This is a genomic window from Microbulbifer sp. SE14 (assembly GCF_059834885.1).
Genome location: NZ_JCBAJA010000002.1, coordinates 85,219 through 111,487, shown reverse-complemented (window position 1 = coordinate 111,487; position 26,269 = coordinate 85,219). Strand labels below are relative to the sequence as shown.

Genomic DNA, 26,269 nt, shown 5'->3' with positions numbered 1-26,269 from the left:
TCGCCTTGAGCTCCACCGTATCCGCCCCGACCGTGGCCCGCGCGCCCCGCGAGGGAACCCCGCTGCAGCGGGACCTGGTGCTGACCGACGGCGATTTCACCCGTATCCGCGACCTGATCGGCCAGCGCGCCGGTATAGTGCTCGCCGACCACAAGCGCGACATGGTGTACAGCCGCATCGGCCGGCGCCTGCGCCAGCGGGGCCTGACCCGCTTCGGTGACTACCTGGCAGAACTGGAGAGCCGCGCCGGTGGCCCCGAGTGGGAGGCCTTCACCAATGCGCTGACCACCAACCTCACGTCCTTTTTCCGCGAGGCGCACCACTTCCCGCTTCTCGCCGAGCACTGCCGCGGTCGCCGCGGACCGGTGCGGGTGTGGAGCGCCGGAGCCTCCACCGGCGAGGAACCCTACTCCATCGCCATGGCGCTGGTGGAGGCCATGGGGGACGGCGCCGACATCCAGGTGCTGGCAACGGATATAGATACCGAAGCCCTGGAGCAGGCGCGACGGGGGATCTACGCCCTGGATCAGGTGCGCCGCCAACTGGACGAGCAGCGCATCCGACGATTTTTCCTCAGGGGCAGCGGCAGGCGCGCCGGATTCACGCGCGTGCGCACGGAGCTGGCCGCGCGGGTGCACTTCGAGCCGCTCAACCTGGTGAAGGGCGACTGGCCTGTTACCCAGCGCTTCGACGCCATCTTCTGCCGCAACGTGATGATCTATTTCGACAGGACCACCCAGGCGCGCCTCCTGGAGCGCTTCGCGCCCCGGCTGAAGCACGATGGCCTGCTGTTCGTCGGCCACTCGGAGAGCTTCACCCATATCAGCGAGCGCTTCCGCCTGCGCGGCCAGACGGTCTACACACTGGCCTGAAAACAATATCTGCGCGCCGCCGGGAAATCCTTTTCAACAGCGCTAAAGCGGCGCGGCCCGCTGCCGATGAATACAGAAGTGACGCGGCGCCGCAGGGCGCCGCGAGGGGAGAACAGATCTTGCCAATGGAAAAAATCAAGGTCCTGTGCGTGGACGACTCGGCGCTGATTCGCGGCCTGATGAGCGAAATCATCAACAGCCAGCCGGACATGGAGGTGGTGGCGGTGGCGCCGGACCCGCTGGTGGCGCGCGACCTGATCAAGCGCCACAACCCGGACGTGCTGACCCTGGACGTGGAGATGCCGCGCATGGACGGCCTGGATTTCCTCGAGCGCCTGATGCGCCTCCGGCCCATGCCGGTGCTGATGGTCTCCTCCCTGACCCGCTCCGGTTCCGAGATCACTCTGCGCGCCCTGGAACTGGGCGCGGTGGATTTCGTGCAGAAACCGGAAATGGGCATCCGCAGCGGCATGCTGGAATACGGCGCCCTGATCGCCGACAAGCTGCGCGCCGCCGCCCGCTCCCGGCCGCGGCGCGCCGAGCGGCAGCGGCCGGCGCCCGGGCTTGTCGAGCCGGTGATGGTGTCCAGCGAGAAGCTGGTGATCCTGGGTGCCTCCACCGGCGGCCCCGAGGCGATCCGCCAGGTGCTGGAGCCGCTGCCGGCCAACAGCCCGGCGATCCTGATCGCCCAGCATATGCCGGCGGGTTTCACCCGCTCCTTCGCCGAGCGGCTCGACAGGCTCTGCCGCATCGGCGTCAGGGAGGCGGAGGACGGCGAGCGGGTGCTGCCGGGGCACGCCTACATAGCCCCCGGCGACCGCCACCTGAAACTGGACCGCAGCGGCGCCAACTACCTGGTGCGGCTGGACGCGGGGCCGGCGGTCAACCGGCACCGGCCGTCGGTGGATGTGCTTTTCCGCTCGGCGGCGCAGCAGGCGGGCCGCAACGCCATCGGCGTGCTGCTTACCGGCATGGGCAGGGACGGTGCCGCCGGGCTGCTGGCCATGCGCGAGGCCGGGGCGCCGACCCTGGCCCAGGACGAAGAGACGTCCCTGGTGTACGGCATGCCCCGCGAGGCCGCCGCCTTGGGGGCGGCCGCGGAAATCGTCGCGCTCCCGGAGGTGGCCCCGCGCATGATGGCGCTGGCCGCGGCCTCCGGGCGCGCGCAACGGGTATAGAAGAGACACAACAAGAATTCCTGCAGGACGGACGAGGAGGAAACGCCGCCCATGAAGAAGCTGATCCGGAATCTCAATATCAACACCATAGTGGCGGGGGTGCTGGTGTGCTGCACCCTGCTGATGGGGGCCCTGGCCACCCTGCGCATCACCACCAGCCAGGTCGGCGAGGAGTCCATCCGCACCCTGCACCGGGTCAACGTGCAGGAACTCCATGACATCTTCCGCGCCATCACCATGCTCAACCAGGGGCGTATCGAGATGGACCTGGCCGCCGACGAACTGGACGCCGGGCGCAAGCTTAGCGCGGGCACCTACCTGGAAGAGGCCGGGCCGCTGCTGGCGCGCGCCGGCGAGAAGTTCGCCGCCCTGCAGGAAAGCGGGGAGACGAAAAAAGAATCGGAGGCCTTCGACAAGCTGGCCGCCGTCTTCCCGGAACTGCTTGGCGAGGTCCAGGTCCAGCACCAGATGCTGCAACAGGACAAGCCGGACCTGCGGGGCTATCGCGAGGCGCAGGAGGACGTGGGCTTCCTCAACGACGACCTCAACTCGGCCCTGCTCGACTACCTGGACCGGGCGGGGGAGGACAGCGCCGCCATAATGGCCGGCTACCGCGAGAGGAGCGACAGCTACGGCAGGGTCAGTATCGCGGTACTGGCGACCATCGTCCTGATCCTGACGCTGATCTACCTGTTACTGCGCAATGCAGTGGTCAGGCCCCTGGGCGAAGCGGTGGAAAACCTGCAGCGCATAGCGCAGGCGGACCTGTCCCACCCGATCAACGATCGCGGGCGCAATGAAATCGGCAAGCTGTTCAACGCCATGCGCGAGGTACAGGACAGCCTCGGCGGCATCGTCACCCAGGTGCGCGCGGGCAGCAATTCCATCTACACCGGCTCCTCGGAAATCGCCCGTGGCAACACCGACCTGTCTGCCCGCACCGAGCAGCAGGCCGCCTCCCTGGAGGAGACCGCCTCCAGCATGGAGGAACTCACCGCCACGGTGAAACAGAACGCGGACAATGCCCGCCAGGCCAGTGGCCTCGCCAATGACGCCTCCGGCACCGCGACCCGCGGAGGCGAAGTGATGCAGCAGGTCTCCGCCAAGATGCAGGGCATCACCGACAGCTCCCGCAAGGTGGCGGAGATCACAGGCATGATCGACTCCATCGCCTTCCAGACCAATATTCTCGCCCTCAACGCCTCGGTGGAGGCGGCCCGCGCCGGCGAGCAGGGCCGCGGCTTCGCCGTAGTGGCCGGCGAGGTACGCAAACTGGCCGGCAACAGCGCCGACGCCGCGCGCCAGATCAAGGCGCTGATCGAGAGCTCCGTCAGCGAGGTGGAGGAGGGCGCCGACCTGGTGGCCCAGGCCGGCGAGACCATGAAGGAGGTGGTGGCTGCGGTGAAGCGGGTCACCGACATCATGGACGAGATCTCCGCCGCCTCCCAGGAGCAGAGCAGCGGCATCGAGCAGGTCAGCCGCGCCGTCAGCCAGATGGACGAGACCACCCAGCAGAACGCTGCCCTGGTGGAGCAGGCCAGCGCCGCGGCGGCCTCCCTGGAGGAGCAGGCCCGGCGCCTGGAAGAGGCGGTGGCGGTGTTCCGCCTCTCCGTCGAGGTGGAGTCCGGAGTCTCCGCTCCGGCGCGCGGCGATGCTGCGCGACCGGTGGCCAACGACACCGAGGAGCCCCGTGAAAACGGCGCCGCGGAGCGCCGGGGCGAGACCGGGCCCGCCGCGCTGGCGGAAGAGTCGCGCCGCGAGCCGGTGGCCGCCGGCGACGATGAGTGGGAAGAGTTTTAATCGACGACCTAGTGGGAAGTACAAGATGGAAAAGGGTATGAAGATTCTGGTGGTGGACGATTTCCCCACCATGCGCCGCATCGTTCGCAGCCTGTTGAAGGAGCTGGGCTTTACCAACGTGGAGGAGGCGGAGGACGGCCAGGAGGCGCTGTCCAAGCTCGCCGGCGGGGGCTTCGAGTTCGTTGTGTCGGACTGGAACATGCCCAACCTGAACGGCCTCGACATGCTCAAGCAGATCCGCGCCGACGAGGCCACCAGGGCCCTGCCGGTACTGATGGTCACCGCCGAGGCGAAGAAGGACAACATAGTGGCGGCCGCCCAGGCCGGCGCCAACGGCTATATCGTCAAGCCGTTCACCGCTGCCACCCTGGAAGAAAAACTCAACAAGATTTTCGAGAAGTTGGGAAAGTAGGGCCCACCTTACCCCTGAGGAGAAGTGACTATGAGTGGTGAGGCACGGCAACTGGCTGTCCCGGATGGCGCTCACAGCGATGACCTGATACAGCGCATCGGGCAGCTCACCCGCATGCTGCGCGAGAGCATGCGCGAACTGGGCCTGGACAAGGAAGTGGAGAAGGCCGCCAAGGCCATTCCCGACGCCCGCGCCCGGCTCAACTATGTGGCCTCGATGACCGAGCAGGCGGCGGAGAGGGCGCTCAACGCGGTGGACAGGGCCCAGCCTCTGCAGGGCGAGATAGAGTCCCGGGCCGAGGCCCTCGACAGACAGTGGCAGGCCTGGTTCGAGAACCCGGTGGAACTGGACGAGGCCCGCGAACTGGTCAGGGACACCCGCAGCTACCTGGAGTCGGTGCCGGCCATGGCCCGCGACACCAGCAAGGAATTGCTGGAGATCATGATGGCCCAGGACTTCCAGGACCTGACCGGCCAGGTGATCAAGAAAATGATGGAGGTGATCCAGGAAGTGGAGCACCAACTGCTGCAGGTGTTGCTGGAGAGCGTGCCCGAGGGCGAGGAGCGCGAGATCCTCAAACGGCGCCTGGAGGACGGCAGTGCCGCCGACAGCCGCAAGCGCGAGGAGGCTTCCCTGGTCAACGGCCCGCAGATCGGCAGCGGCGGCGACGATGTCGTCAGCAGCCAGGACCAGGTGGATGATCTGCTCGATGAACTGGGGTTTTAAGCGGAGTCCAAGCTGTGTGGCGCTTGCCGCGCCTTCGCGTGCCCGTCCCGGCACTGTTTCGGGCTGATGCCGAACTGCTGGTGGAACCGCCTGCTGAAATGGCTCAGGTGTCTGTAGCCCAGGTCGAAACAAACCCGGGTCACAGATTCTCCCTTCTCCAGCCGTTCGCGGGCCGCCTGCATGCGCAGCTGCTGCTGGAATTCCAGCGGCGTGCAGCCCGTGTGCTTTTTGAATTCACTGAAAAAGCGGCTGCGGCTCATACAGGCGATTCTGCTCAGTTGATCGATATCCAGCGGCTGGTCCAGGTGCTGCCGGATGTGGTGGAAGGCGGCGCCGATACCGTTGACCTGCGGATCTCGTGCGCAGAGCGCCAGCAGGAAATCGCGGGTCTGCTGGCGCAGGATGCGCACCACCAGTTCGCGGATTCCCAGGTCGATCAACAGGTCGCGGTCTTGTGAATCCTCGGTAAAGGTGGCTACCAGCCGCCGCAGCAGTGCCTGGGTGGCCTGGCTGTGGGGGGGGTGCACAAGCGAGTCGGGGCGGAAACGCCAGTCCTCGAAACCCCGATGCAAGGGCGCGGCACCGTTCAGTAGCGCGCAGATCTCTTCCACCCGCTCCTTGGAAATCTCTACGGTCAGGCAGGAAGTGGGGCTTTCCATACGGGCGTCGGGAAAATCAATCTCAATATACTCTCCCGGCGCCATGACGAAGGATTCCTGCGGCAGGAATTCCGCGGTGTAGTCCCCGGCGCCGTGCAATATCTTGCGTCCGCTGATCATGCCGCAGTACAGCAGCTCCCCCGCAGACAGGCCCACCTGTTGCGCCGGCAGATAGGTGTCGTAGACGCTGAGTTCGGAATTGGGACCGGCAAAGCAGATCCGGTTTTCGATCAGCTGCTGCGGCTGGCGGCGATCGCATCTAATCGCTTCTGGCATCTTGATTGTTACGGCTGTCGGGGGAGTCCCTGGACTCAGGATCAAGCGATCTGTACTGAGCGGCAAGCGAGCCCACCTCCGAACTCCTAGATTCCTATACGTATGTCCGCAAGCAGGAGTTGCCCACAAGGGGTTTCTCTCCGGCGTTTCAATTCCCAAGACTACTCCCAGCCGCGCGGGATAACAATGTTCCGGCCAGCGGCGGGGAGTGGCCAACAACAAGAGGCAGACAGCGATGATCTACGAACAACCTGGGCAGGCAGGAGCCCTGATCAATTTCAAATCCCGCTACGAGAACTTTATCGGTGGTGAGTGGAAGGCGCCGGTGATGGGGCGCTATATGCAAAACGTTTCGCCGATTACCGGGGAAGCCTTCTGCGAAGTTCCCCAGTCCGGTGCCGAGGACATCGACCTGGCGCTGGATGCCGCTCACCGTGCGAAGGACGCCTGGGGCCGGACCTCTGTGACCGAGCGGGCCAACCTGTTGCTGAAAATCGCCGACCGCATGGAGCAGAACCTGGAAATGTTGGCAGTGGCGGAATCCTGGGACAACGGCAAGGCGGTGCGCGAGACATTGGCCGCGGATATTCCCCTGTGTGCGGATCACTTCCGCTATTTCGCCGGCTGTATCCGCGCCCAGGAGGGGACTAGCGCCGACCTGGACGAGCATACGGTGTCCTACCACTTCCATGAGCCGCTCGGTGTTGTCGGCCAGATAATTCCCTGGAACTTTCCCCTGCTGATGGCGGCCTGGAAGCTGGCACCGGCCCTGGCTGCGGGGAACTGCGTGGTAATGAAACCCGCTGAGCAGACCCCGGTCTCCATCCTGGTGCTGACGGAACTGATCGGCGACCTGCTGCCGCCGGGAGTGGTGAATATCGTCAACGGCGTCGGCGAGGAGGCCGGGCAGGCACTGGCCACCAGCAAGCGCATCGCCAAGATCGCCTTCACCGGCTCCACCGCCGTGGGTTCGCACATTCTCAAGTGCGCCGCTGAAAATATCATTCCCTCCACCGTGGAGTTGGGTGGCAAGTCGCCCAATATCTACTTCGCCGACATCATGCGGCACGAAGAGGAATACATCAGCAAGTGTGTGGAGGGCACGGTGCTGGCCTTCTTCAACCAGGGCGAGGTGTGCACCTGCCCGTCGCGCGTGCTGGTGCAGGAATCCATCTACGGCGAATTCATGGAGCGGGTAGTGGCGCGCACCAGGGCCATCCGGCGCGGCAACCCACTGGACACCGAAACACAGATCGGCGCCCAGGCCTCGCAGGAACAGATGGAACGCATCATGGGCTATATCGAGATCGGCCTGGAAGAGGGCGCCGAAGTGCTGTTTGGCGGCGCGGCCGAGGAGATGAGCGGGACGCTGAAAAAGGGCTATTACGTGCAGCCGACCCTGTTCAAGGGCGACAACCAGATGCGCATATTTCAGGAGGAGATCTTCGGGCCCGTGGTCGGCGTCACCACCTTCAAGACGGAAGCGGAAGCGCTGGCCATTGCCAACGATACCCCTTACGGCCTCGGTGCGGGCCTGTGGACCCGCGACATGAACCTCGCCTTCCGCATGGGGCGCGGTATCCAGGCGGGCAGGGTGTGGACCAACTGTTACCATCACTACCCCGCCCACGCGGCCTTCGGCGGCTACAAACAGTCGGGCATAGGCCGGGAAACCCACAAGCAGGCGCTGGAGCATTACCAGCAGACCAAAAACCTGCTCGTCAGTTACGACGTCAACCCCATGGGCTTTTTCTAAACCTCGCTGTTTCGCGCCTGCCGGGGGAGCCTCTGCTCCCCCCTTTTTCAGTCCGGGTTCGGGCGTTGCCGAACCGAATCCCGAATAACCGCCCGCAAACCCCGCTTATCGGCCCTTTGTTCGCGGCGCCCCTGGTCGACAATGCACGGCACCCGAGCAACCGCCGAGTGCCCCATGGCCGACGATAGCGAAGACCAGGAAAAGACAGAAGCGGCCACGCCCCGGCGCCTGCAGAAGGCCCGCGAGGAGGGCCAGGTGGCTCGTTCCCGCGAGCTGGCCACGGTGCTGCTGCTGGCCGGCGGCGTTGGCGGCCTCTGGGCTCTGGGGCCGCTGCTGTTCGGCCAGGTGGGGTTGGTCATGGAGCAGTCCTTCCTGTTCGAGCGTCAGCAGGCCTTCGACAGCACCGTCATGCTGACCCACGCCGCTGACCTGGGCGCCCGCACCCTCTTTTCCCTGATGCCCCTGTTCCTTCTGCTGGCGGCCATCGCCCTGGTGGCCCCCAACCTGCTAGGAGGTTTCCTGGTCTCCGCCAAATCCCTGAAACCCCAGCTCTCCAAGCTCAACCCGATCAAGGGCCTCAAGCGGCAGTTCTCCTCCCAGGCGCTGGCTGAGCTGGCCAAGGCGATCGCCAAGTCGCTGCTGGTGGGCGGCGTGGTGGCGGCCTTCCTGGTGGCCAGGCGCGGCGAGTTCATGGCCCTGATGGACATGCCCCGGGAACAGGCCCTGGCGGCTGCCCTGCAACTGGCGGCCCAGGCCTGCGGCCTGATGGTGCTGTCCCTGGTGCTGGTGATACTGATCGACGTGCCCTACCAGCTGTGGAGCCACGCCAGGAAGCTGCGCATGAGCAAGGAAGAGATCCGCCGCGAGCACAAGGAGACCGAGGGCGACCCACAGCTCAAGGGCCGCATCCGCCAACAGCAGCAGGCCATGGCCCGCAGCCGCATGATGAGCAAGGTCCCGGAGGCGGACGTGATCGTCACCAACCCCACCCACTACGCCGTGGCCCTGCGCTACGACGAGACCCGCATGGCCGCGCCGCGGGTGCTGGCCAAGGGCGTGGACGCGATAGCTGCGCGCATCCGCGAACTGGGGGTGGAGAGCGGCGTGCCGCTGTTGGAGGCGCCGCCGCTGGCGCGCGCCCTCTACCGCCACGTGGACCTGGACCGGGAGGTCCCCGGCCAGCTGTACACCGCCGTGGCCGAGGTGCTGGTGTGGGCCATGCGCCTGCGCCGCGCCCGCGACGGCGACGGTGAATTCCCGGAGACGCCGGCGGATCTGCCTGTGCCCGAAGAGATGGAGCCCAAAGAGATGGAGACAGCCGAGTGAACCCGATGAGCCGCTACCTGGGCGCGAACGGTTTCGGCAACCCCGGCGGCAAGGTGCTGGCGGGGCCGGTGCTGATACTGCTGATCATGGCGATGCTGATACTGCCGCTGCCGCCCTTCGCCCTCGACATGTTCTTCACCTTCAACATCGCCCTGTCGCTGATGGTGCTGCTGGTCAGCATGTTCACGCTCAGCGCGCTGGACTTCGCCGCCTTCCCGGCGGTGCTGCTGTTCACCACCCTGCTGCGCCTGGCCCTCAACGTGGCCTCCACCCGCGTGGTGCTGATGGAGGGCCACCAGGGCGGCGCCGCCGCCGGCAAGGTGATCGAGGCCTTCGGCCAGTTCCTGGTGGGGGGCAACTTCGCCGTGGGGCTGGTGGTGTTCCTGATCCTGGTGGTGATCAATTTCATGGTGATCACCAAGGGCGCCGGGCGCATCGCCGAAGTGGGTGCTCGCTTCATGCTCGACGCCATGCCCGGCAAGCAGATGGCCATCGACGCCGATCTCAACGCCGGCCTGATCGGCGAGGAGGAGGCCCGCACACGCCGCGCCGAGGTGGCCCAAGAAGCGGACTTCTACGGCTCCATGGACGGCGCCAGCAAGTTCGTGCGCGGCGATGCCGTGGCCGGCCTGGTGATCATGGCGGTGAATATCATCGGCGGCCTGCTGATCGGCACCATGCAGCACGACTTGTCCTTCGCCGACGCCGCGCGCACCTATACCCTGCTGACCATCGGCGACGGCCTGGTGGCGCAGATTCCGGCGCTGGTGATCTCCACCGCCGCCGGCGTCACCGTGTCCCGGGTCAACACCGACCAGGACGTGGGCCAGCAGATGATCGAGCAACTGCTCACCAACCCCAAGGTGCTCTACCTGGCCGCCGGCGTCATGGGCCTGCTGGGGCTGGTACCGGGCATGCCCAACTTCGTCTTCCTGCTGTTCACCGCCGCCCTGGCCGGCCTGGCCTGGCTGATCGGCCGGCGCCGGGACGACCGCCTGGCGGAGGCGCAGATGCAGGCGGAGGCTCCGCCCCAGCAGGAGGCCCCGGAGGCCAGTTGGGACGACGTGGAACTGATCGACACCCTGGGGCTCGAGGTGGGGCACCGCCTGATCCCGCTGGTGGACCAGCGCCAGCAGGGCGAACTGCTGGGGCGCATCAAGAGCGTGCGCCGGAAATTTGCCCGCGAGGTGGGCTTCCTGCCGCCGGTAGTGCATATCCGCGACAACCTGGAGCTGGGCCCCAATAGCTACGTGGTGACCCTGAAGGGCGCCGAGGTGGGTCGCGGCGAGGCCTTCCCGGGCAAGTGGCTGGCGATCAACCCCGGCCAAGTGACCGGGGAACTGGCCGGCACCGTCACCGAGGACCCGGCCTTCGGCCTGCCGGCGGTGTGGATGGACGCGGAGCAGCGCGAACAGGCGCAGGTCTACGGCTACACGGTGGTGGATGCGGGCACGGTGGTGGCCACCCACTTCAACCACCTGCTGCACCGCCACGCCGCCGAGATGCTCGGGCGCCAGGAGGTGCAGCAGCTGCTCGACAAGCTGGGCGGGGACAACAAGGGCCTGGTGGAGGAGGTGGTGCCGAAGGTTGTGTCGCTCACGGTGCTGCAGCGCATACTGCAGAACCTGCTCGACGAGGAGGTGCCCATCCGCGACCTGCGCAGCATTCTCGACACACTGGCCGACTGCGGGGGCCAGCAGCAGGACGCCCACGAGCTCACCGCCAGGGTGCGCATCGCCCTGGGCCGCGCCATCACCCATCAATGGTTCCCCGGCGAGGACGAACTGCGCGTGATGGGCCTGGACGGCCGGCTGGAGCAGGTGCTGGCCCAGGCCCTGGACGGCGGCGGCGCCCTGGAACCGGGCCTGGCGGACACCCTGATGGCCCAGGCCGCCGCGGCCCTGGAGCGCCAGGAGACCGCCGGCGAGCCGCCGGTACTGGTGGTGCAGCACGGCCTGCGCCCGCTGCTGGCGCATTTCCTGCGCCGGCGCCTGCGCCAGTTGGCGGTGGTGTCCCAGGCGGAGATCCCCGACGACCGCCAGCTGCGTGTCACCAACCTGATCGGCGGCGTGGCCTGAGGCCCGTCTCCGGCGGCTTAACGGAAAAAAAGCCCCCAACAAGGCCTTCTATTCCGCGCTTACAAATTTCCCCCACCGCAAATAATGGATCGGCTTCCGGCAGCTTCTTCCGCCGGGAGCCGAGACACAAGAGGTGACAGCTCCGAAGGGGAGCGAGGTATTGCCCGGGGAATCCTATGTATACGGCACAGGGAAAAATCAACAGAGACACGCTGCTGGAGGAGCACCTGCCGGCAGTCCGGCGCCAGGCGCTGGCCCTGCAGGTGAAGCTGCCCTCCGGCATAGAGTTGGATGACCTGATCCAGGCCGGCACCCTGGGACTGCTCGACGCGCTGCAGCGCTTCGACCCCAATGCCGGCACCAGTTTTTCCACTTTCGCCAGCCAGCGCATCCGCGGCGCCATGATCGACGAGCTGCGCACCCGCGACTGGCTGCCGCGCAGTGTGCGCCGCAACGCCCGCGCGGTGGAACAGCAGCTGTACAAGCTGGAGCAGCGCCTGGGGCGCCCCGCCGGCGAGCGCGAGATCGCGGCGGAAATGGGTATGGATCTGGAAGAGTACCGGCAGCTGCTCAACGACACCAACAGTGGCCACCTGCTGCCCTACGAGGAACTGGTGGCGGAGAGCGGCGAGCCGGAGGCCGGTGCCGGCGCTCCCCCGTCGCCCTTCGCCGCCCTGGTGGACAGGGAGCAGCGCGAGCGGCTGCTGGAGGCCATCGAGGCGCTGCCGGAGCGGGAGAAGCTGCTGATGGGGCTCTACTACCAGGAAGAGCTGAACCTGAAGGAAATAGGCGCCGTGCTCGGCGTGACCGAATCCCGCGTGTGCCAGTTGCACAGCCAGGCGGTCAAGCGGTTGCGGGCGCGGCTGGCGGCGGAAGCTTGACCCAGGTCTACGAGGGGGCGCTTGCACGGTGATTGGACTTGCCGGGTTAATGTTGAATGGCTTTGGTTCGTGGTACTTTGCACCGCCGCAACTCCAGCGCGGCCAGGAACATACTCGCCGCGATTCCGCTCTGATGAAATCGGTTAGTTCCGTAGATAAGCCCCGGCCTGCTGGATAAGCGAGCGCATTCTTTTCAACAGATTCTCTGTTTCTTCCATGGAAGATCTTTCATTTGCCTCAAGTGTCGCCTTGAAGAAAATGGTGCCCTCGATTGACTGTCTCTCGAAACCCGTCATAGCATTTTTGTACTTCCAATACAGTTTTGTTGGCCCGCATTTTGAAACAGCTTCAGGTTGCCGAGATTTTTCAAACTGAGCGACTTGCATGCAGGCGCTGGGTGCCCGTGGATTTCGAGCCGCTTTTTGCGATTTATTCAGATCCGGAGGTCGTGCGTTGGGTTGGTGACGGGCGGCCCATCACCCGGAAGCAGTGTGCCGAGTGGCTTGCAGTTACCGAGTCTAATTACGAAAAGTACGGCTACGGAATGTTCGCCCTTGAGGGCAGGGATTCGGGGGAAGTCGTTGGGTTCTGTGGCCTCGTTCACCCAGGTGGCCAGATGGAACCCGAGATCAAGTACGCATTCCGCCGTTCACACTGGGGCCGCGGCCTCGCCAGTGAGGTTGTTCCCGCCCTGCTTGACTATGGTGCAACGGTGCATTCCCTGAAATACATTATCGCCACCGTCGCTGACGGTAACCTTGCCTCGCAGCGGGTGTTGCTCAAATCTGGGTTGAGTCCCGGGGGGGAGCGCGCCGAAGAAAATGGTTCAGTCACCCTGGTATATCATTGGCGATGCGCAGGCCCCGATCTCAAATAGGATTCCCCGCCTGCGCGGGGACAGCATTTAGTGCGTAGGTTGGGTGAGTCAACCAACTGGCTCGGCCCCTCGAGTTGGGCTTCGCTGCGCTCAGCCCAACCTACGTCCATCACTCCTGATTTCCGGTTTAGAGATCCAGCCCGAACTCCACCGCCGCCCCGAAGGTGTCGCCGGAGGATTTGATCGCGGCTATGTGTAGGTGCAGCACGTCGAAGGGCGAGAAGCCGATACCGGCGCTCGCGGTTCCGTCCACGGTGCCCTCCAGGTCTTGGCGGTAGCCGAGGCGCAGCTGCACCCAGTCGGCCAGATCCAGTTCCACGCCCGCACGCGCGAAGCGCGTCTCGCCCCGGCCGGGAAGTGCGTTGGTGGTCAGGTCCAGGTCGAGCAGGGCGGTCAGGGTCTCGCCGTTGTAGCCGGCACCGACACTGACCAGGGGGGCGACCGGGATGCGGTTGCCGCCCACCGTCTCGTATTCCCGTTCCACCAGATTGCGTGCCGACAGCCCGAAGCGGGCGTTGCGCCAGGCCAGGGTGGCGCCCAGGTCCAGGTTGAGGCCCGAGTCTTCTGTCCGGTAGTTGTCAGCGTCCAGGTCGTCGGCATCATAGTCTCCGGCGGAGGCGGTGTACTCGATGGTCTCGACGGCCTGGTGCTTGGGGGTCGCCCCGAGAGATAACTGCCACTCCGGGTTGCCGGTGGGAATGATGCGGCCGAGGGCGATGCCCACTTCGCTGACGGAATATCCGCTGGCGGTTGCTGTGGAGGTCAGGTGGTTTTCGCGGAAGGTTTCCCGTGACAGGTTCTCCAGGAACTCCCGGTCCTCGTCGCTGTAATCGAATGCGGCTGCAAGCAGCAGGTTCTGTCGTGCAAACAGGACGGCACTGGCCACCTCGTTGGGGATGGCCACGCTGAACTGCGCCCCGAACTCCCCGCTGAGCGCCCCCTCGGAAAAGTCGGAAAGCAGGGCGGAGAGTTCGCGGGCGTTTTCCGCGGTGATGAAACTGCCGTCGAGTTGATCGAGCTGGTCCCGCACATCGTCCCCCAGGTCGAGGAAGTCATTGCGCTCGTCGACGATGGCGCCGATGTTCAGGAAACTGCCGAAGTCGTCGCCGTCGCGGAAATAGCTGGCGTTGGCGGGATTGAGGATGGCGCCGATGGTGTAGTCACCGCCGGCGACGCCCGCGCCACCCATGGCGCTGGCGCGGCCGCTGAGAACCTCGGCGCTGGTGGCGCCCGATGCGAGAAGCAGAGCCGCAGGCACTATGGTCAGTTGTTTTTTCACGCTTGACCCCGCTCGATCAGCCGGACAGGTTGAAGTTGATGGGCATGGTGAACTGGTAGCTTTCCAGGCCCAGCTCCGCCGGAATCGGGGGGTAGGGGTTGGCGCGCTCGATACTGCGCAGGGCCTCCCGGTTGAGGCTGGAGTAGTTGGATTCCTCCAGCACCTGGATGTCCTGCACCTGGCCCTTGGCGTCGATGGTGACGCGCAGCTGCACCACGCCCTCCCACTGGCGCTCCTGCGCGCGCCTGGGGTAGGTGATGTGCTTGGCAGTGTGGCTCTTCAGTTTGGAGGCGTAGCGGTCGAGAGAGTCGCCGGCGGCGCCGGCGCTCAGCGCCGCGGTGGACAGCGCCAGGGTGAGAAAGAGATTCAACAGTTTCATGGCTTGATTCCCCGGTGGAAGTTTTTCCGGATGGCAGGCTTCCGGAGGTTTGAAGTTTCTGCGCCCCCGCCAAGGGGCGCGCCGGCAGGCTGAAACAGCCTGCTCACTTCCACTATCGGCGGAATTACGGCGGGCTTTAGCGGACGGGGTGGCGGAAGTTGTCCAGGGCGCGGCCCGGTGTCGGGGCGGAAGGGGATTCTGGCGCGCTGTCAGTCCCCGGAGCACATGGCCTGCTGCACCTGTCGGGCCCAGGCGGTGGCGTGGCGGTAGGCCGCCTCGTAGAAGCGCGTGTCCCCCAGCATTTGCAGGTCGTCGAAGCGGCCCTGCTCGTAGCGCTCCACTTCGCAGAGGATTTCGCCCAGGCCGCCGCTGCGCTCGAGCAGGGCGTCCTTGACCTCTTTGTTGAGGGGCACCTGTTCCATCAGTTCGGCCATGGAAATGTCCATCAGGGCGTCAAGCTGTGACAGCAGGCCGACGATAAACTGGTTGACGGTGTTGTCGCGCCCGGCGATTTCCGCCAGCACTTCGCACATGCGCCCGCGCACCAGCATGCTGCGGGTCAGCTCCTCCGGCTTGTGGCGCTCGCCCGCCACCACGAAGAGGTTCGCCCAGCGTTTGATCTCCTCCAGGCCCAGCAGGCCAATGGCGTGGGAGAGGGAGTTCACCTCCCGGCGCAGGCCCACGGCGGCGGAATTCACCACCTTCAGGATCCGGTAGGTGAGATCGGCATCCTTGAGAGCAATTTCCTCCAGGCGCAGGGGAGAGGCATCCGGGCTGTGCAGTTCCGATAGCAGCTGCAGCAGCAGCACCTTGTTGCCGGTGATTTTCTTGCCCTTGATGGGTGAGGGGGCGCTGAGGAAGTCGCCCTGGTAGTAGTCGAAACCCAATTCCACGCAGCGCTGGAAACGCTCCCTGCTGTCGAGGTTGTCGGCCAGCATCTCCACCCCATAGATGCGCAGCTTGTCCGCCGCCCTGCGCAGGACCCCGTCATCCAGCAGGCGTGCGTCCACCTTGACTATGTGCACCACGTCCAGCAACACGTCCAGTTCGCCGTCGTCCGGGTCGTAACCGGCCAGGGCCAGGCGATAGCCGCGTTGGGCCAGGTGCCTGAGCCGCTCCACCCGGTCTGAGGTGAGCAGCATCCCCTCAGGCATCTCCAGTATGTACTGGTCCTTGGGCAGGTCCGGGAGCTCGGGGGCCAGCATCACCTCGTCGGTGACCTTGAGGAAGCTGGGTACCCTCCGCACCCGCCCGGCCTGGAACAGCTGGGTGTAGGTGCCGAGGATCACCGGGCTGCTGGCTCCTATGTCCGACAGGGTCGCCCCCTGGGATGGTTGTTCTCCCTGCAGCAGCAGTTCAAAGGCGGCCACTTCCTGGCTGCGGGAGTACACCGGCCGGCAGGCCAGGATCACATCGAGCAGGTCGTCCTCGATGGTGTCTGGTAATCGTGTCACGCGTCGACTCTCCAATTGCGCAGTAAGAAAGAATGAATCGGGAAGGGGGTGCGGGGCCGGGTTCTGCGTCAGGCCTGCGAACTGAGGCGACCGGTGCGGCTCTGGGCCCGACCATCGGGGCCATAGAGGTCCCTGCCCGCCGCTTCCTGCAGGAAATCCAGCAGGCGCCGGTTGTGCTCCATGCGGATATCGATGAGGGCGCCGTTGCCGCGGTTGAATGCCGCCGCCTCGCCGGCGCACTCGCGGATGGCGCGCCACAGGGACAGGCAGCCGGCATCGGCGGCGGCGCGCTCGTCGCCGGTGCGATCGTCGCTGTAGCCGAGGCGGCGCAGCGCCAGACGGCGCTGCCGCTCGAAGTCTTCCAGTTCCGCCAGCAGGCGGCGCTTGTCTTCCGCCAGTAGTGACAGCCGGACGCCGTCCACCCCGCCTGCCAGCAGCGCACTGCGCTCCTCCCGCAGCAGTTCCAGCAGGTGCTGCAGTCGCGTCATCTGGGTTTCCAACTGGTCCGCCAGCGCCATGGCGCTAAGGCTCCAGCAGTTCGTGCAGGCTGTCGATCAGGCCGTCGGCTATCCTGTCGGCGCGTATTTCCAGGCGGCCCTCGGCAATCGCCCGGCGCAGTTCCTCCACCCGGGCGGTGTCGATATCCCGGCTGCTGTCGGCGCCGGGCTGGCGCAGGCGGCTGACGCTGGAGGCGGCCTCCCCGGCCCCGCTCCCGGTGGCGGCGGCCGCCTCTTCGCCACGATTGCCCTCACGCGGCGCCTTCGCCGGGGTCAACTGGGTGATGTTGTCGATTTTCAAAGGGAGTTCTCCGTCATTCTTCAGTGGCTGTATCGGCACATCTCCGCGCTTCTTTAGTTGCCACCTGTGATCGGCATCACAAATTCAGAAGCTGACCTGCGCCCGCCCCGGGCCGCTCACCACCGCGGTCACCTGGCTCCTGTCTGGCAGTCGCACACGCACTCTTTCGCCTAGGGCACCGTTCTCCAGAGCGACGCCCTCCCGGGCTATGCGAAAGCCGCGGCCGCTGGCCTCCAGGGTTACCGCCTGGCGGCGCCGCACCAGGGGGCGCGCCCTCAGCAGGTGATCCTGCAGCACCGTGCCTGCGCCCAGGGGGCGGCTGGCCACTTGGCCGAGTATTTTCTCCCGCTCCAGTATTGCGCCCCTGGGCAGGGCGCCCAGGTCGCCGCGGGCCCGGCGCAGCATGCCCGCATCGATCGCGGTGCCCGCCTCGATCGGGCCGGCACTCACCCAGTAGCTGCCGATCACCGACACCCGCGCCTGCAGGTAGCGGACCCGGCCCTCTTCGCCGCAGCGCACGCCCACGGTGACCCGCCCGCGGAGTTTCTGTCCGCTGCCGGGCAGGAAGGGCCTGGGCCGTCCACATCGCGGCATCTGCGCGGTGCTCGGTTGCACCTCGATCCGCACTTCCTCGCCAGGGGCCGCGCTGCGCTGGTAGAGGAAGGCGCGCACGGCTTCGGCCACCGGGTCTGTTGCCGCGGCTGCGGGGAATACGGATGCGGCCAGCAGCACGGCCGCCAGTGACTTGCGAAGTTCCTTCATCTATCTGTGCTTTGCCGTTTGCAGGGGATTTTAAGTGGTGCGCCCGTGGGCGAAGAGCGGAAATAGGGGCAAAACCGGGGCCTGTTTGTTCCTTTGGCCTTGCGCCCGCCGCTGTAGCCTCCACCCTGACCAAGCAAGACTCTGGGAGCACCGGCATGATCGACCGACTCGCCACCGCCCTGAATTTCGATCGGGAGGCACTCAACCTGCGCCACGAGCGCCAGAAGGTGCTGGCCGGCAATATCGCCAACGCGGACACGCCCAACTACAAGGCCCGCGACTTCGACTTTTCCCGGGAACTGGCCCGCGCCGCGGAAAGTGGTGGCGCGGAGGGCGGGCTGGCGCTGCGCACCACCTCGTCGAGGCATATGGCCGGCACTGCCTCCGCCGCGGGTTCCGTGGACCTGCTCTACCGGGTGCCGGACCAGCCGAGCCTGGACGGCAATACGGTGAACATGGATGTGGAGCGCAGCCGCTTCGCGGACAACACGGTGCGCTACCAGGCGGCGCTGACGATTCTCAATGGCCGCATCCAGGGCCTCAAGTCGGCGATGCAGCCGGAATAAGCGCAGTTAAAAGGAACAGGAGAACCCCGTGTCCATGTTTTCGATTTTTGAGATCTCCGGCTCGGCCATGACCGCCCAGGCCCAGCGCATGAACGTGACCGCCAGCAACCTGGCCAACGCCGACAGCGTGGCCGGCCCGGACGGCCGGGCCTACCGCGCCAGGCAGCTGGTGTTCGAGGCCCGCGGCCGCGACGGCCTTGGCGGGGTGGCGGTGCGCAGCCTGGTGGAGGACCCGTCGCCGCTGCGCCGCGAGTACCGCCCGGAGCACCCGCTGGCGGACGCCGAGGGCTATGTGCAGATGCCCAACGTGGATCCGGTCGGCGAGATGGTCAACATGATCTCCGCGTCCCGCTCCTACCAGGCCAATGTCGAGGTCATGAACACCGGCAAGCAACTGATGATGAAGACCCTGACCCTGGGAGAGAACTGATGGCCGCGAGCAACGTGATCGACAGCGGTGTGCACGCCGCCCTCAACGCCACCGGCGGCTCCTCCACCCGCAGCGGCGGCGTCGAACTGCAGGACAGCTTCATGACTTTGTTGGTGACCCAGCTCAGGAACCAGGACCCGATGAACCCGATGGAGAACGCGGAGATGACCTCCCAGCTGGCGCAGATCAACACCGTCAGCGGTATCCAGGACCTGAACGACACTCTGGAGGGCATCACCGGCCAGTTGGATGCCAGCCAGGTGTTGCAGGCCACCGGCCTGATCGGCAAAGGCGTGCTGGTGCCCGGCGAGCGGGTGCTGGTTGGAGAGGAGGGCGCTACCACGCCTTTCGGCATAGAGCTGCCGCAGGCGGCCGATGAGGTGCGCATCACTATCCGTGACGGCAACGGCGAAGTGGTGCGCCGCTTCGAGCCCTTCGCGCTGGACGCCGGTGTCGAGTCCTTAACCTGGGACGGCATCAAAGACGACGGCACCACCGCACCCGAGGGCGCCTATTCGGTATCCGTGGAGGCACTCGTCGGCGGCGAGCCCCTGGATACCGTTCTACTCAACTACGCCCTGGTCAACGGTGTCAGCCTGGACGATCGGGGTGCACCGCTGCTGGACCTGGGCGGTGTTTCCGAACCTGTCGACCTCGGCGACATACGCCAAATTCTCTGACGAGCCCTTCAAGGAGCAAGCAATGGGATTTTCACAGGCACTCAGCGGTCTCAACGCTGCCGCCACCAACCTGGATGTGGTGGGCAACAACATCGCCAACTCGCAGACGGTGGGCTTCAAGGGCTCCAGCGTGCAGTTCGCCGACGTCTACACCGGCGCCCTGGCGGGCCAGGGCACCCGAGTGGCGGGGGTACTGCAGGACTTCTCCAACGGCACCCTGGAATCCACCGGCCGCAACCTGGACCTGGGTATCAACGGCAACGGCTTCTTCCGCTTCACCCAGGCCGGCGAGGTGGTCTACTCGCGCAACGGCCAGTTGACCCTGACCCGCGAGGGCTATCTGGAGAACGCCCAGGGCGCGCGTCTGACCGGTTTCCCCGCCGGTGTTGGCACCGGCGGTCAGCCGGAGGTACTGCAGGTGCCGGCCGGTGCCCTTAGCGCGACTGCCACCACGGCCGTGGAGGCCTCCTTCAACCTGGACGCCACTGTCGACATTATCGATCGCGCCACTACACCGTTCAGTACCGCGGACGGCAACAGCTACTCCTACGCCAACACCGGCACCGCCTATGACTCCCTGGGCGTGCAGCACACCATGACTACCTACTTCACCAAGACAGCCGACAACACCTGGGAGGTGCGCGTGGCGGTGGACGGCGGCGACGACACCGCCAATGTGGGCCAACTGGTCTTCAACAGCGACGGCACCCTGGACAGGGCCGCCAGCAGCTTCCCCACCTACAGCTTCGCACCGGGCGGGGGTGCCGACCCGCTGAATTTCACCGTCAGCTTCGACGGCAGCACCCAGTTCGGCAATGACTTCGCCCTGGATTCCCTGAACCAGAACGGCTATGCCGCGGGCGCCCTGGTGGGTATCGGTTTCGACGAGGCGGGTAACATCATCGGCAATTACGCCAACGAGCAGAGCCAGGTACTGGGCACCGTGGCCCTGGCCAACTTCCGCAACCCGGAGGGACTGTCGCCGGCGGGCGACAACGGCTGGGTGGAGTCGGGCAGCTCCGGCCAGCCGCTGCTGGGCCTGGCGGGCACTGGCCAGTTCGGCACGCTGGAATCCGGCAGCGTGGAGGTCTCCAACGTGGACCTGACCCGGGAACTGGTGGACCTGATCGTGGCCCAGCGCAACTACCAGGCCAACACCCAGACCATCAAGGTGCAGGACGAGGTCCTGCAGAGTGCGGTGAACCTGCGCTAAGGGCCGTGCCCTTGTGTGAGCTTCGATCGGCCTCGCCGCCGGTGGTTGTCCGGGAAAAAGCTTCATCGGCAAATATTTCCCGGACAACCACCGGCGACGGGATCTGGCTATGAGTAGACCTGAAGTGCTGGCAGCCTCGATCGGACAAAGATTTTTGAACCTGCTCTGAAATAAGGAGCTGAACTATGGACCGCATTCTCTACACCGCCATGAGCGGCGCCCGGCAGAGCATGGAGCAGCAGGCGGTGGTCAGCAACAACCTGGCCAACGCCTCCACCGCCGGTTTCCGCGCCCAGTTGCAGGCGTTGCGCGCGGTGCCGGTGCAGGGCGATGGCCTGCTGCCCACGCGCACCTCGGTGATGGCCTCCACTCCGGGGGCGGACTTCAGCCATGGCCCGGTGAACGCCACCGGCCGCGACCTGGACGTGGCCCTGCAGGGCAATGCCTGGCTGGCGGTGCAGGCCGCCGATGGCAGCGAGGCCTACACCCGTCGCGGCGACCTGCAGCTGGATGCCAACGGCATGCTCACCAGCGCCGGCCGCCCGCTGATCGGCGAGGGCGGGCCCATGGTGGTGCCCCTGGGCGCGGCCCTGTCCATGGGCGCCGACGGCACCCTGAGTGCCATAGGCGCCGGCGAGGACCCGGAGGCCCTGGTGCAGGTGGGCCGTCTGAAGCTGGTGGACCCGGGCGAGACCCGCCTGCAGCGCGGCGAGGACGGCCTCTTCCGCGCGCCGCCGGACGCGGCCGGCAATGTAAACCCCCTGCCCGGGGACGAGAACGCGCGTCTGGTCAGCGGTGCCCTGGAGGGCAGCAACGTGAACGCCGTGGAGTCCATGGTGGCCATGATCGACAACGCGCGGCGCTACGAGATGCAGATCAAGGTGATCGAGAGCGCCGACGAAAACGCCCGCCGGGCGGACAACCTGTTATCCATTGAATAGACAACCAAGGGGAAACGCCGCCCGGCCAAGACCGTGGCGGGCCTGCTGCCGGGGGGGGCTTGCGGGACACGGGCTAGGCGCCCCCCCATAAATACATCCCTGTAGGCTTGTCCGCGAGGTCCCTCTCGCAGACAGTCCCGCAAGGCACCCCCGGCAGCAGATCCTTCGCATCGGACTTGTGGCGCCACCAGGCGCCAACCCTGAGAGGAAAAGAAAATGATCAAATCCCTGTGGACGGCCAAGACGGGCCTCGAGTCACAACAGGTGAAGATGGACGTGATCGCCAACAACCTGGCCAACGTCAGCACCAACGGCTTCAAGAAATCCCGCGCCGTGTTCGAGGATCTGTTGTACCAGAACCTGCGCCAGCCGGGCGCGCAGAACGATATGCAGAACATATTGCCCTCGGGCATGCAGATGGGCAGCGGCGTGCGCCCGGTGGCCACCGAGCGGCTGCACACCCAGGGCGGCCTGGAGAGCACCGGTAACTCCCGCGACCTGGCCATCAACGGCAAGGGCTTCTTCCAGGTGCGCCTGCCCGACGGCGGCACCGCCTACACCCGCGACGGCAGCTTCCAACTGGACCAGAACGGCCAAATGGTGACCGCGAGCGGCTACCCGCTGGAACCGGCGGTGATCATCCCGGAAAACGCTCTGTCGGTGACCATCGGCAAGGATGGCCTGGTGTCGGTCACCGAGCCGGGCTCCAGCCAGAGCGTGGAAGTGGGTCAGCTGACCCTGTCCACCTTCGTCAACCCGGCTGGCCTGGAGAGCATCGGCGAGAACCTCTATCTGGAGACCACCGCCTCGGGCATGCGCACCGAGAGCATGCCGGGCATGAACGGCGCCGGCAGCCTCTACCAGTCCTACGTGGAGACCTCCAACGTCAACGTGGTGGAGGAGATGGTCAGCATGATCCAGACCCAGCGCGCCTACGAGATCAACAGCAAGGCGGTGCAGGCATCCGACGAGATGCTGTCGCGCCTGGCCCAGCTGTAAGCGGGCCGGGGCCGTGTTCTTCGCAGTGAAAAAAGCCCTGGCGGTGGCGGTGGCGCTGCTCGTGGCCGCTTGTGCGCAGTTGCCGCGCTCCTCGGTGGTGAGCCAGGAGGAGTGGGTGGATATTCCCCTGCCGCCGCCCCCGCAGGCGAACGGCGCCGTCTACCAGCCCGATCGCGGCTACCGCCCGCTGTTCGAGGACCGACGCCCGCGCATGGCCGGCGACCTGCTGACGGTGGTATTCAACGAGCAGGTGAGCGCGTCCAAGCGCTCGGCGAGCGACGCCAGCCGCAGCGGCGCCGCCTCCCTGACCTCCACCGTGGTGCCGGACGGCCTGGAGAGCCTGGCGGATTACGGTTTCGACATAGAGGGCAGCAACGGCTTCGAGGGCGGTGGCGGCGCCAGCGCCAGGAACAGCTTCACCGGCACCATGACGGTGACGGTGCTGGAGGTGCTGCCCAACGCCAACCTGAGGGTGCGCGGCGAGAAGCAGATACTGATCAACCAGGGCACCGAGTTCATCCGCTTCTCCGGCATCATCGATCCGCGTGAGATCTCCGGCGCCAACACGGTGCGCTCCACCCAGGTGGCCGACGCGCGCATCGAATACGTCGGCGACGGCTACATCGACGAGGCCCAGCATATGGGCTGGCTGCAGCGTCTGTTCCTGAACCTTTCCCCTTTCTGAGCCCCCATTCTGATCCCCGAGCGAGCGCGACCATGCGAATTCTTTTCCCGATCCACCTGTTGCTGCTGGCGCTGCTCAGCGCCGCGGTGCGCGCCGAGCCCCTGCGCGAGCTGGCGGACTTCGCCGGTGTGCGCGACAACCTGCTGGTGGGCTACGGCCTGGTGGTGGGCCTGGACGGCAGCGGCGACCAGACGATGCAGACGCCTTTCACCACCCAGAGCCTGACCAACATGTTTTCGCAACTGGGGATCACCATTCCCCAGGGCACCAATATGCAGCTGCGCAACGTCGCCGGGGTCATGATCACCGCCGAACTGCCGCCCTTCGCGCGGCCCGGACAGCGCATCGATGTGGTGGTTTCCTCAGTCGGCAACGCCCGCAGCCTGCGCGGCGGCACCCTGCTGATGACGCCGCTGAAGGGCATGGACGGTCTCACCTACGCCGTCGCCCAGGGTAACCTGCTGGTGGGCGGCGCCGGCGCCGAAGCCGGCGGCTCCAGTGTGCAGATAAACCAGCAGGCGGGCGGCCGCATTGCCGGCGGTGCCCTGGTGGAACGGCAGGTGCCCCTGGAACTGGGGGCCGGCGGCGGGGCGCTGGAACTGCACCTGCGCGAGGCGAATTTCGGCACCGCGCGGCGCGCGGTGCGCGCCATCAATGCCGAGTTCGGCCACCCGGTGGCCGAGGCCCTGGACGCGGGTGTCATCCGCCTGCACGGCCCCATGGACCGCAATGCCAGGGTCGACTTCATGGCCCGGGTGGAGGGCGTCCGGGTGACGCCGGTAGAGCCCCCGGCACGGGTGGTGCTCAATGCCCGCAGCGGCTCGGTGGTGCTGAACGGCCGCGTCACCCTCGGTCCCGCCGCCGTGGCCCACGGTAACCTGTCGGTGGTGATAGACACCCACTTCGGCGTCAGCCAGCCGGCCCCCTTCGGCGAGGGCGACACGGTGGTGGTGCCGGACAGCGACATCACCGTGCGCCAGCAGGTGGGCGCCCTGCAATTCGTGCAGGGGGCCGACCTGATGGAGGTGGTGGACGCCCTCAACGCCCTGGGCGCCACGCCCCAGGACCTGATGTCGATCCTCGAGGCCCTCAAGGCCGCCGGCGCACTGCGCGCGGAACTGGAGATCATCTGATGAACAAGGCGACAGTGAGCGGGCACTTCGCCCTGGATATGCAGGAACTGGAACGGCTCAAGAATGGCGCCGCCGCGGATCCACAGAAAAACCTGCGCGCCGCGGCGGAGCAGTTCGAGGCGCTGTTCCTGCAGCAGCTGATGAAGGGCATGCGCGACGCAACGCCCCGCGCCGGGCTGCTCGACAACTCCGATATCCGCTTCTACGAATCCCTGCACGACCAGCAGCTGTCCCAACACCTGGCCGGGCGGGGCCTGGGACTGGCGGAGCAGTTGATGGCGCAGCTCTCCGGCCCCGTGCCCAACAGTGACAAATGAAATCCGGTTGCCACTGAAGCGACGAAGTCTCTGTAGGAGCCTGCTTGCAGGCGAATGGATCTGGCTCCGTAGCCATTCGCCTGCAAGCAGGCTCCTACAGGCACTGTTTTCCTTAAGAACAACGGCCCCCGGCCGATAACAGGGGTACCGGCTTTACGGAAAGGCAAGCATGAGTATTTTTTCGATCGGCCTCAGCGGCCTCAACGCCGCGCAGAACGCGCTCAACACCACTGGCAACAATATCAGCAACGTCTACACCCCGGGCTACAACCGGGAGCTCACCTTGCTCGGCGAGCGCAGTGCCGGCCGGGGCGTGCAGGTGAACGACATACAGCGCCAGTTCGACCACTTCGTGGCCAACCAACTCAATGCCGCCAACAGCAAGACCGGCGCCCTGGCCAGCTACCAGGTACAGGTGTCGCAGATCGACAACCTGCTCGCCGATCGCGAGGCGGGCCTGGCGCCGCTGATGCAGAATTTCTTTTCCGCCATCGAGGACCTGGTGGCCGCCCCCGCCGATCCGGCGGCGCGCCAGGGGGTGATAGGCGCGGCGGACACCCTGAGCGCCCAGTTCCGCGCCTTCGACGGTTACCTGCAGGACATGCGCCGGGGCGTCAACGGCCAGATCGCCGAGGAGATCACCCAGATCAACAACGCCGCCGGGCAGATCGCCGGCCTCAACCGCGAGATAGCCCTGGCCAAGGCCAGGCACGGCGAGGCCCCCAACAGCCTGCTGAACCAGCGCGACCAGCTGGTGGCGGAACTGAGCGAGCGCATAGACGTGCAGCTGACGGTACAGGAGAGCGGCACCTACAACCTGTCCATCGGTAACGGCCAGCCGATTGTGGCCGGCTCGCGCAGCTTCGGCCTGGAGGCGATGGGCTCCTCCGCCGATCCCAGCCGCATCGCGGTGGCCTACCGGGATTCCGCCGGCAACCAGATCGAACTGGATGAAGACACCATCGCCGGCGGCGCCCTGGGCGGGCTGCTGAGTTTCCGCCGCGAGACCCTGGACAAGACCCAGAACCAGCTGGGCCAGCTGGCCGTGTCCCTGGCCGCGGGCCTGAATGCCCAGCACCGCGCCGGCGTGGACGCAAACGGCAACCCCGGCGGCGACCTCTTCGCCCTGGGCCAGCCGCGCGCCTACGGCGGTGCTGGCAACAGCGGCAGCGCCGCCATCAGCGCGGCCTTTGGCGATATCGCCCAGCTCACCGCCAGCGACTTCGAACTGCAGGTGACCGACGCCGCGAGCGGCGAATTCCAGGTCACCCGCCTGGACAGCGGTGAGACTTTCACCGCCACCCTGGACGCCGGCAGCCAGCTCAGCTTCGGCGGCCTGGTAGTGACCATCGGCGGCGCCGCCGGCCTGGCGGATGGCGACCGCTTCCAGCTGCAGCCCGTCCGCGCCGCCGGCGGCGGCCTGGAAAACCTGATCCGCGATGGCGCGAAAATCGCCGCCGCTGCCGGTGGCGGCAGCGGCGACAACGAGAACGCCCTGGCGCTGCAGCAGCTGCAGAATGCGCAGCTGGTGGGTGGCAGCGCCACCTTGAGCGGCGCCTACGCGTCCATCGTCAGCGACGTGGGCAGCCGCACCAATATCGTCCAGGTGAACCTGGATGCCCAGCAGGGGCTCAGCGAACAGTTGCGCGCGCTGCAGCAGTCGGAATCCGGCGTCAATCTGGACGAGGAGGCCGCCAACCTGATCCGTTTCCAACAGTACTACCAAGCCAACGCCAAAGTGATCCAGACGGCTTCGACCGTGATGGACGCGATACTGGGCCTGCGTTAAGGA

The 26,269-nt window shown here is 66.2% G+C and carries 27 protein-coding genes; 20 read left to right on the top strand and 7 right to left on the bottom strand.

The window, feature by feature from the left end; all coding sequences use genetic code 11:
- The first annotated feature begins 5 nt into the window (after positions 1-5).
- The 5 genes from AC6R19_RS02045 to cheZ all read left to right on the top strand — a co-directional run bounded on the left by AC6R19_RS02045 (position 6) and on the right by cheZ (position 4,988).
- Positions 6-872, top strand: a complete 867-nt coding sequence (locus AC6R19_RS02045; protein WP_500577814.1) for a CheR family methyltransferase — start codon at positions 6-8, stop codon at positions 870-872.
- A 125-nt stretch (positions 873-997) separates the two neighbouring features.
- On the top strand, positions 998-2,050 hold the full coding sequence (locus tag AC6R19_RS02040; RefSeq protein WP_500577813.1) for a protein-glutamate methylesterase/protein-glutamine glutaminase: 1,053 nt from the start codon (positions 998-1,000) through the stop codon (positions 2,048-2,050).
- 51 nt (positions 2,051-2,101) lie between these two features.
- Complete coding sequence (locus AC6R19_RS02035) at positions 2,102-3,850, top strand: methyl-accepting chemotaxis protein (RefSeq protein ID WP_500577812.1); 1,749 nt, start codon at positions 2,102-2,104, stop codon at positions 3,848-3,850.
- A 25-nt stretch (positions 3,851-3,875) separates the two neighbouring features.
- Entirely contained in the window at positions 3,876-4,262 is a 387-nt protein-coding gene (cheY, locus tag AC6R19_RS02030; RefSeq protein WP_500577811.1) for a chemotaxis response regulator CheY, read from the top strand.
- Positions 4,263-4,292: 30 nt separating this feature from the next.
- The gene (gene cheZ / locus AC6R19_RS02025) at positions 4,293-4,988 is read left to right on the top strand and encodes a protein phosphatase CheZ (protein ID WP_500577810.1); all 696 of its coding nucleotides are present in this window, start codon (positions 4,293-4,295) and stop codon (positions 4,986-4,988) included.
- On the opposite strand, the gene AC6R19_RS02020 is transcribed toward cheZ, so the two are convergent.
- Positions 4,985-5,923 (bottom strand): helix-turn-helix domain-containing protein, encoded by a 939-nt coding sequence (locus tag AC6R19_RS02020; protein ID WP_500577809.1) that lies wholly within the window; start codon positions 5,921-5,923, stop codon positions 4,985-4,987. The two genes, cheZ and AC6R19_RS02020, sit on opposite strands and share 4 nt — an antisense overlap.
- Before the next feature lie 235 nt (positions 5,924-6,158).
- On the opposite strand from AC6R19_RS02020, the gene exaC reads away from it, so the two are divergent.
- The 5 genes from exaC to AC6R19_RS01995 all read left to right on the top strand — a co-directional run bounded on the left by exaC (position 6,159) and on the right by AC6R19_RS01995 (position 12,841).
- Positions 6,159-7,679, top strand: a complete 1,521-nt coding sequence (exaC, locus tag AC6R19_RS02015; protein ID WP_500577808.1) for an acetaldehyde dehydrogenase ExaC — start codon at positions 6,159-6,161, stop codon at positions 7,677-7,679.
- 174 nt (positions 7,680-7,853) lie between these two features.
- A complete protein-coding gene (gene flhB / locus AC6R19_RS02010; protein ID WP_500577807.1) occupies positions 7,854-9,005 on the top strand; it encodes a flagellar biosynthesis protein FlhB in 1,152 nt (383 codons plus the stop codon).
- 5 nt (positions 9,006-9,010) lie between these two features.
- Positions 9,011-11,083 carry a flagellar biosynthesis protein FlhA gene (gene flhA, locus AC6R19_RS02005; RefSeq protein WP_500578022.1) on the top strand — a complete coding sequence of 691 codons (2,073 nt, stop codon included), beginning with the start codon at positions 9,011-9,013 and terminating at the stop codon, positions 11,081-11,083.
- 176 nt (positions 11,084-11,259) lie between these two features.
- Positions 11,260-11,964 (top strand): RNA polymerase sigma factor FliA, encoded by a 705-nt coding sequence (locus AC6R19_RS02000; RefSeq protein ID WP_500577806.1) that lies wholly within the window; start codon positions 11,260-11,262, stop codon positions 11,962-11,964.
- A gap of 325 nt (positions 11,965-12,289) precedes the next feature.
- The gene (locus tag AC6R19_RS01995; protein WP_500577805.1) at positions 12,290-12,841 is read left to right on the top strand and encodes a GNAT family N-acetyltransferase; all 552 of its coding nucleotides are present in this window, start codon (positions 12,290-12,292) and stop codon (positions 12,839-12,841) included.
- Between the two features lie 127 nt (positions 12,842-12,968).
- On the opposite strand, the gene traF is transcribed toward AC6R19_RS01995, so the two are convergent.
- From traF to flgA, 6 genes are all read right to left on the bottom strand, one after another.
- Positions 12,969-14,120 (bottom strand): conjugal transfer protein TraF, encoded by a 1,152-nt coding sequence (gene traF / locus AC6R19_RS01990; RefSeq protein ID WP_500577804.1) that lies wholly within the window; start codon positions 14,118-14,120, stop codon positions 12,969-12,971.
- 16 nt (positions 14,121-14,136) lie between these two features.
- Positions 14,137-14,499, bottom strand: a complete 363-nt coding sequence (locus AC6R19_RS01985; RefSeq protein ID WP_500577803.1) for an energy transducer TonB — start codon at positions 14,497-14,499, stop codon at positions 14,137-14,139.
- Between the two features lie 209 nt (positions 14,500-14,708).
- Entirely contained in the window at positions 14,709-15,953 is a 1,245-nt protein-coding gene (locus AC6R19_RS01980; protein WP_500577802.1) for an EAL and HDOD domain-containing protein, read from the bottom strand.
- Between the two features lie 68 nt (positions 15,954-16,021).
- The gene (locus AC6R19_RS01975; RefSeq protein WP_500577801.1) at positions 16,022-16,471 is read right to left on the bottom strand and encodes a flagella synthesis protein FlgN; all 450 of its coding nucleotides are present in this window, start codon (positions 16,469-16,471) and stop codon (positions 16,022-16,024) included.
- A gap of 4 nt (positions 16,472-16,475) precedes the next feature.
- Positions 16,476-16,751: a flagellar biosynthesis anti-sigma factor FlgM gene (gene flgM, locus AC6R19_RS01970; RefSeq protein WP_500577800.1), complete on the bottom strand. Its 276-nt coding sequence runs from the start codon at positions 16,749-16,751 to the stop codon at positions 16,476-16,478.
- Positions 16,752-16,835: 84 nt separating this feature from the next.
- Positions 16,836-17,513 carry a flagellar basal body P-ring formation chaperone FlgA gene (gene flgA, locus AC6R19_RS01965; RefSeq protein WP_500577799.1) on the bottom strand — a complete coding sequence of 226 codons (678 nt, stop codon included), beginning with the start codon at positions 17,511-17,513 and terminating at the stop codon, positions 16,836-16,838.
- A gap of 155 nt (positions 17,514-17,668) precedes the next feature.
- On the opposite strand from flgA, the gene flgB reads away from it, so the two are divergent.
- The 10 genes from flgB to flgK all read left to right on the top strand — a co-directional run bounded on the left by flgB (position 17,669) and on the right by flgK (position 26,266).
- Positions 17,669-18,079, top strand: a complete 411-nt coding sequence (gene flgB, locus AC6R19_RS01960; RefSeq protein ID WP_500577798.1) for a flagellar basal body rod protein FlgB — start codon at positions 17,669-17,671, stop codon at positions 18,077-18,079.
- A gap of 34 nt (positions 18,080-18,113) precedes the next feature.
- A complete protein-coding gene (flgC, locus tag AC6R19_RS01955; RefSeq protein ID WP_500577797.1) occupies positions 18,114-18,509 on the top strand; it encodes a flagellar basal body rod protein FlgC in 396 nt (131 codons plus the stop codon).
- The gene (locus tag AC6R19_RS01950; RefSeq protein ID WP_500577796.1) at positions 18,509-19,189 is read left to right on the top strand and encodes a flagellar hook assembly protein FlgD; all 681 of its coding nucleotides are present in this window, start codon (positions 18,509-18,511) and stop codon (positions 19,187-19,189) included. Before flgC ends, AC6R19_RS01950 begins: the two co-directional genes overlap by 1 nt.
- Positions 19,190-19,211: 22 nt before the next feature.
- Positions 19,212-20,402 carry a flagellar hook protein FlgE gene (gene flgE, locus AC6R19_RS01945; protein WP_500577795.1) on the top strand — a complete coding sequence of 397 codons (1,191 nt, stop codon included), beginning with the start codon at positions 19,212-19,214 and terminating at the stop codon, positions 20,400-20,402.
- A 185-nt stretch (positions 20,403-20,587) separates the two neighbouring features.
- Positions 20,588-21,343, top strand: coding sequence for a flagellar basal body rod protein FlgF (locus AC6R19_RS01940; RefSeq protein WP_500577794.1), 756 nt, complete (start codon positions 20,588-20,590; stop codon positions 21,341-21,343).
- Between the two features lie 216 nt (positions 21,344-21,559).
- Entirely contained in the window at positions 21,560-22,342 is a 783-nt protein-coding gene (gene flgG / locus AC6R19_RS01935) for a flagellar basal-body rod protein FlgG (RefSeq protein ID WP_500577793.1), read from the top strand.
- A 25-nt stretch (positions 22,343-22,367) separates the two neighbouring features.
- Entirely contained in the window at positions 22,368-23,027 is a 660-nt protein-coding gene (locus AC6R19_RS01930; protein WP_500577792.1) for a flagellar basal body L-ring protein FlgH, read from the top strand.
- 32 nt (positions 23,028-23,059) lie between these two features.
- Complete coding sequence (locus tag AC6R19_RS01925) at positions 23,060-24,160, top strand: flagellar basal body P-ring protein FlgI (protein WP_500577791.1); 1,101 nt, start codon at positions 23,060-23,062, stop codon at positions 24,158-24,160.
- On the top strand, positions 24,160-24,477 hold the full coding sequence (locus AC6R19_RS01920) for a rod-binding protein (RefSeq protein ID WP_500577790.1): 318 nt from the start codon (positions 24,160-24,162) through the stop codon (positions 24,475-24,477). The genes AC6R19_RS01925 and AC6R19_RS01920 overlap by 1 nt, the downstream gene beginning before the upstream one ends.
- A gap of 169 nt (positions 24,478-24,646) precedes the next feature.
- Positions 24,647-26,266: a flagellar hook-associated protein FlgK gene (flgK, locus tag AC6R19_RS01915; protein WP_500577789.1), complete on the top strand. Its 1,620-nt coding sequence runs from the start codon at positions 24,647-24,649 to the stop codon at positions 26,264-26,266.
- The last annotated feature ends 3 nt before the right edge of the window (positions 26,267-26,269 follow it).

Bases quoted from the DNA above. Each gene is read 5' to 3' on its own strand.
- AC6R19_RS01920 (WP_500577790.1), top strand. From the start codon at position 24,160: ATGAACAAGGCGACAGTGAGCGGGCACTTCGCCCTGGATATGCAGGAA.
- flhB (WP_500577807.1), top strand. From the start codon at position 7,854: ATGGCCGACGATAGCGAAGACCAGGAAAAGACAGAAGCGGCCACGCCC.
- cheY (WP_500577811.1), top strand. From the start codon at position 3,876: ATGGAAAAGGGTATGAAGATTCTGGTGGTGGACGATTTCCCCACCATG.
- flgC (WP_500577797.1), top strand. From the start codon at position 18,114: ATGTTTTCGATTTTTGAGATCTCCGGCTCGGCCATGACCGCCCAGGCC.
- AC6R19_RS01985 (WP_500577803.1), bottom strand. From the start codon at position 14,499: ATGAAACTGTTGAATCTCTTTCTCACCCTGGCGCTGTCCACCGCGGCG.
- AC6R19_RS02040 (WP_500577813.1), top strand. From the start codon at position 998: ATGGAAAAAATCAAGGTCCTGTGCGTGGACGACTCGGCGCTGATTCGC.
- AC6R19_RS01925 (WP_500577791.1), top strand. From the start codon at position 23,060: ATGCGAATTCTTTTCCCGATCCACCTGTTGCTGCTGGCGCTGCTCAGC.
- AC6R19_RS02020 (WP_500577809.1), bottom strand. From the start codon at position 5,923: ATGCCAGAAGCGATTAGATGCGATCGCCGCCAGCCGCAGCAGCTGATC.
- AC6R19_RS01940 (WP_500577794.1), top strand. From the start codon at position 20,588: ATGGACCGCATTCTCTACACCGCCATGAGCGGCGCCCGGCAGAGCATG.
- AC6R19_RS01950 (WP_500577796.1), top strand. From the start codon at position 18,509: ATGGCCGCGAGCAACGTGATCGACAGCGGTGTGCACGCCGCCCTCAAC.
- flgK (WP_500577789.1), top strand. From the start codon at position 24,647: ATGAGTATTTTTTCGATCGGCCTCAGCGGCCTCAACGCCGCGCAGAAC.
- flhA (WP_500578022.1), top strand. From the start codon at position 9,011: ATGAGCCGCTACCTGGGCGCGAACGGTTTCGGCAACCCCGGCGGCAAG.
- flgE (WP_500577795.1), top strand. From the start codon at position 19,212: ATGGGATTTTCACAGGCACTCAGCGGTCTCAACGCTGCCGCCACCAAC.
- AC6R19_RS01975 (WP_500577801.1), bottom strand. From the start codon at position 16,471: ATGGCGCTGGCGGACCAGTTGGAAACCCAGATGACGCGACTGCAGCAC.
- AC6R19_RS02000 (WP_500577806.1), top strand. From the start codon at position 11,260: ATGTATACGGCACAGGGAAAAATCAACAGAGACACGCTGCTGGAGGAG.
- AC6R19_RS02035 (WP_500577812.1), top strand. From the start codon at position 2,102: ATGAAGAAGCTGATCCGGAATCTCAATATCAACACCATAGTGGCGGGG.
- flgG (WP_500577793.1), top strand. From the start codon at position 21,560: ATGATCAAATCCCTGTGGACGGCCAAGACGGGCCTCGAGTCACAACAG.
- exaC (WP_500577808.1), top strand. From the start codon at position 6,159: ATGATCTACGAACAACCTGGGCAGGCAGGAGCCCTGATCAATTTCAAA.
- cheZ (WP_500577810.1), top strand. From the start codon at position 4,293: ATGAGTGGTGAGGCACGGCAACTGGCTGTCCCGGATGGCGCTCACAGC.
- flgB (WP_500577798.1), top strand. From the start codon at position 17,669: ATGATCGACCGACTCGCCACCGCCCTGAATTTCGATCGGGAGGCACTC.
- flgA (WP_500577799.1), bottom strand. From the start codon at position 17,513: ATGAAGGAACTTCGCAAGTCACTGGCGGCCGTGCTGCTGGCCGCATCC.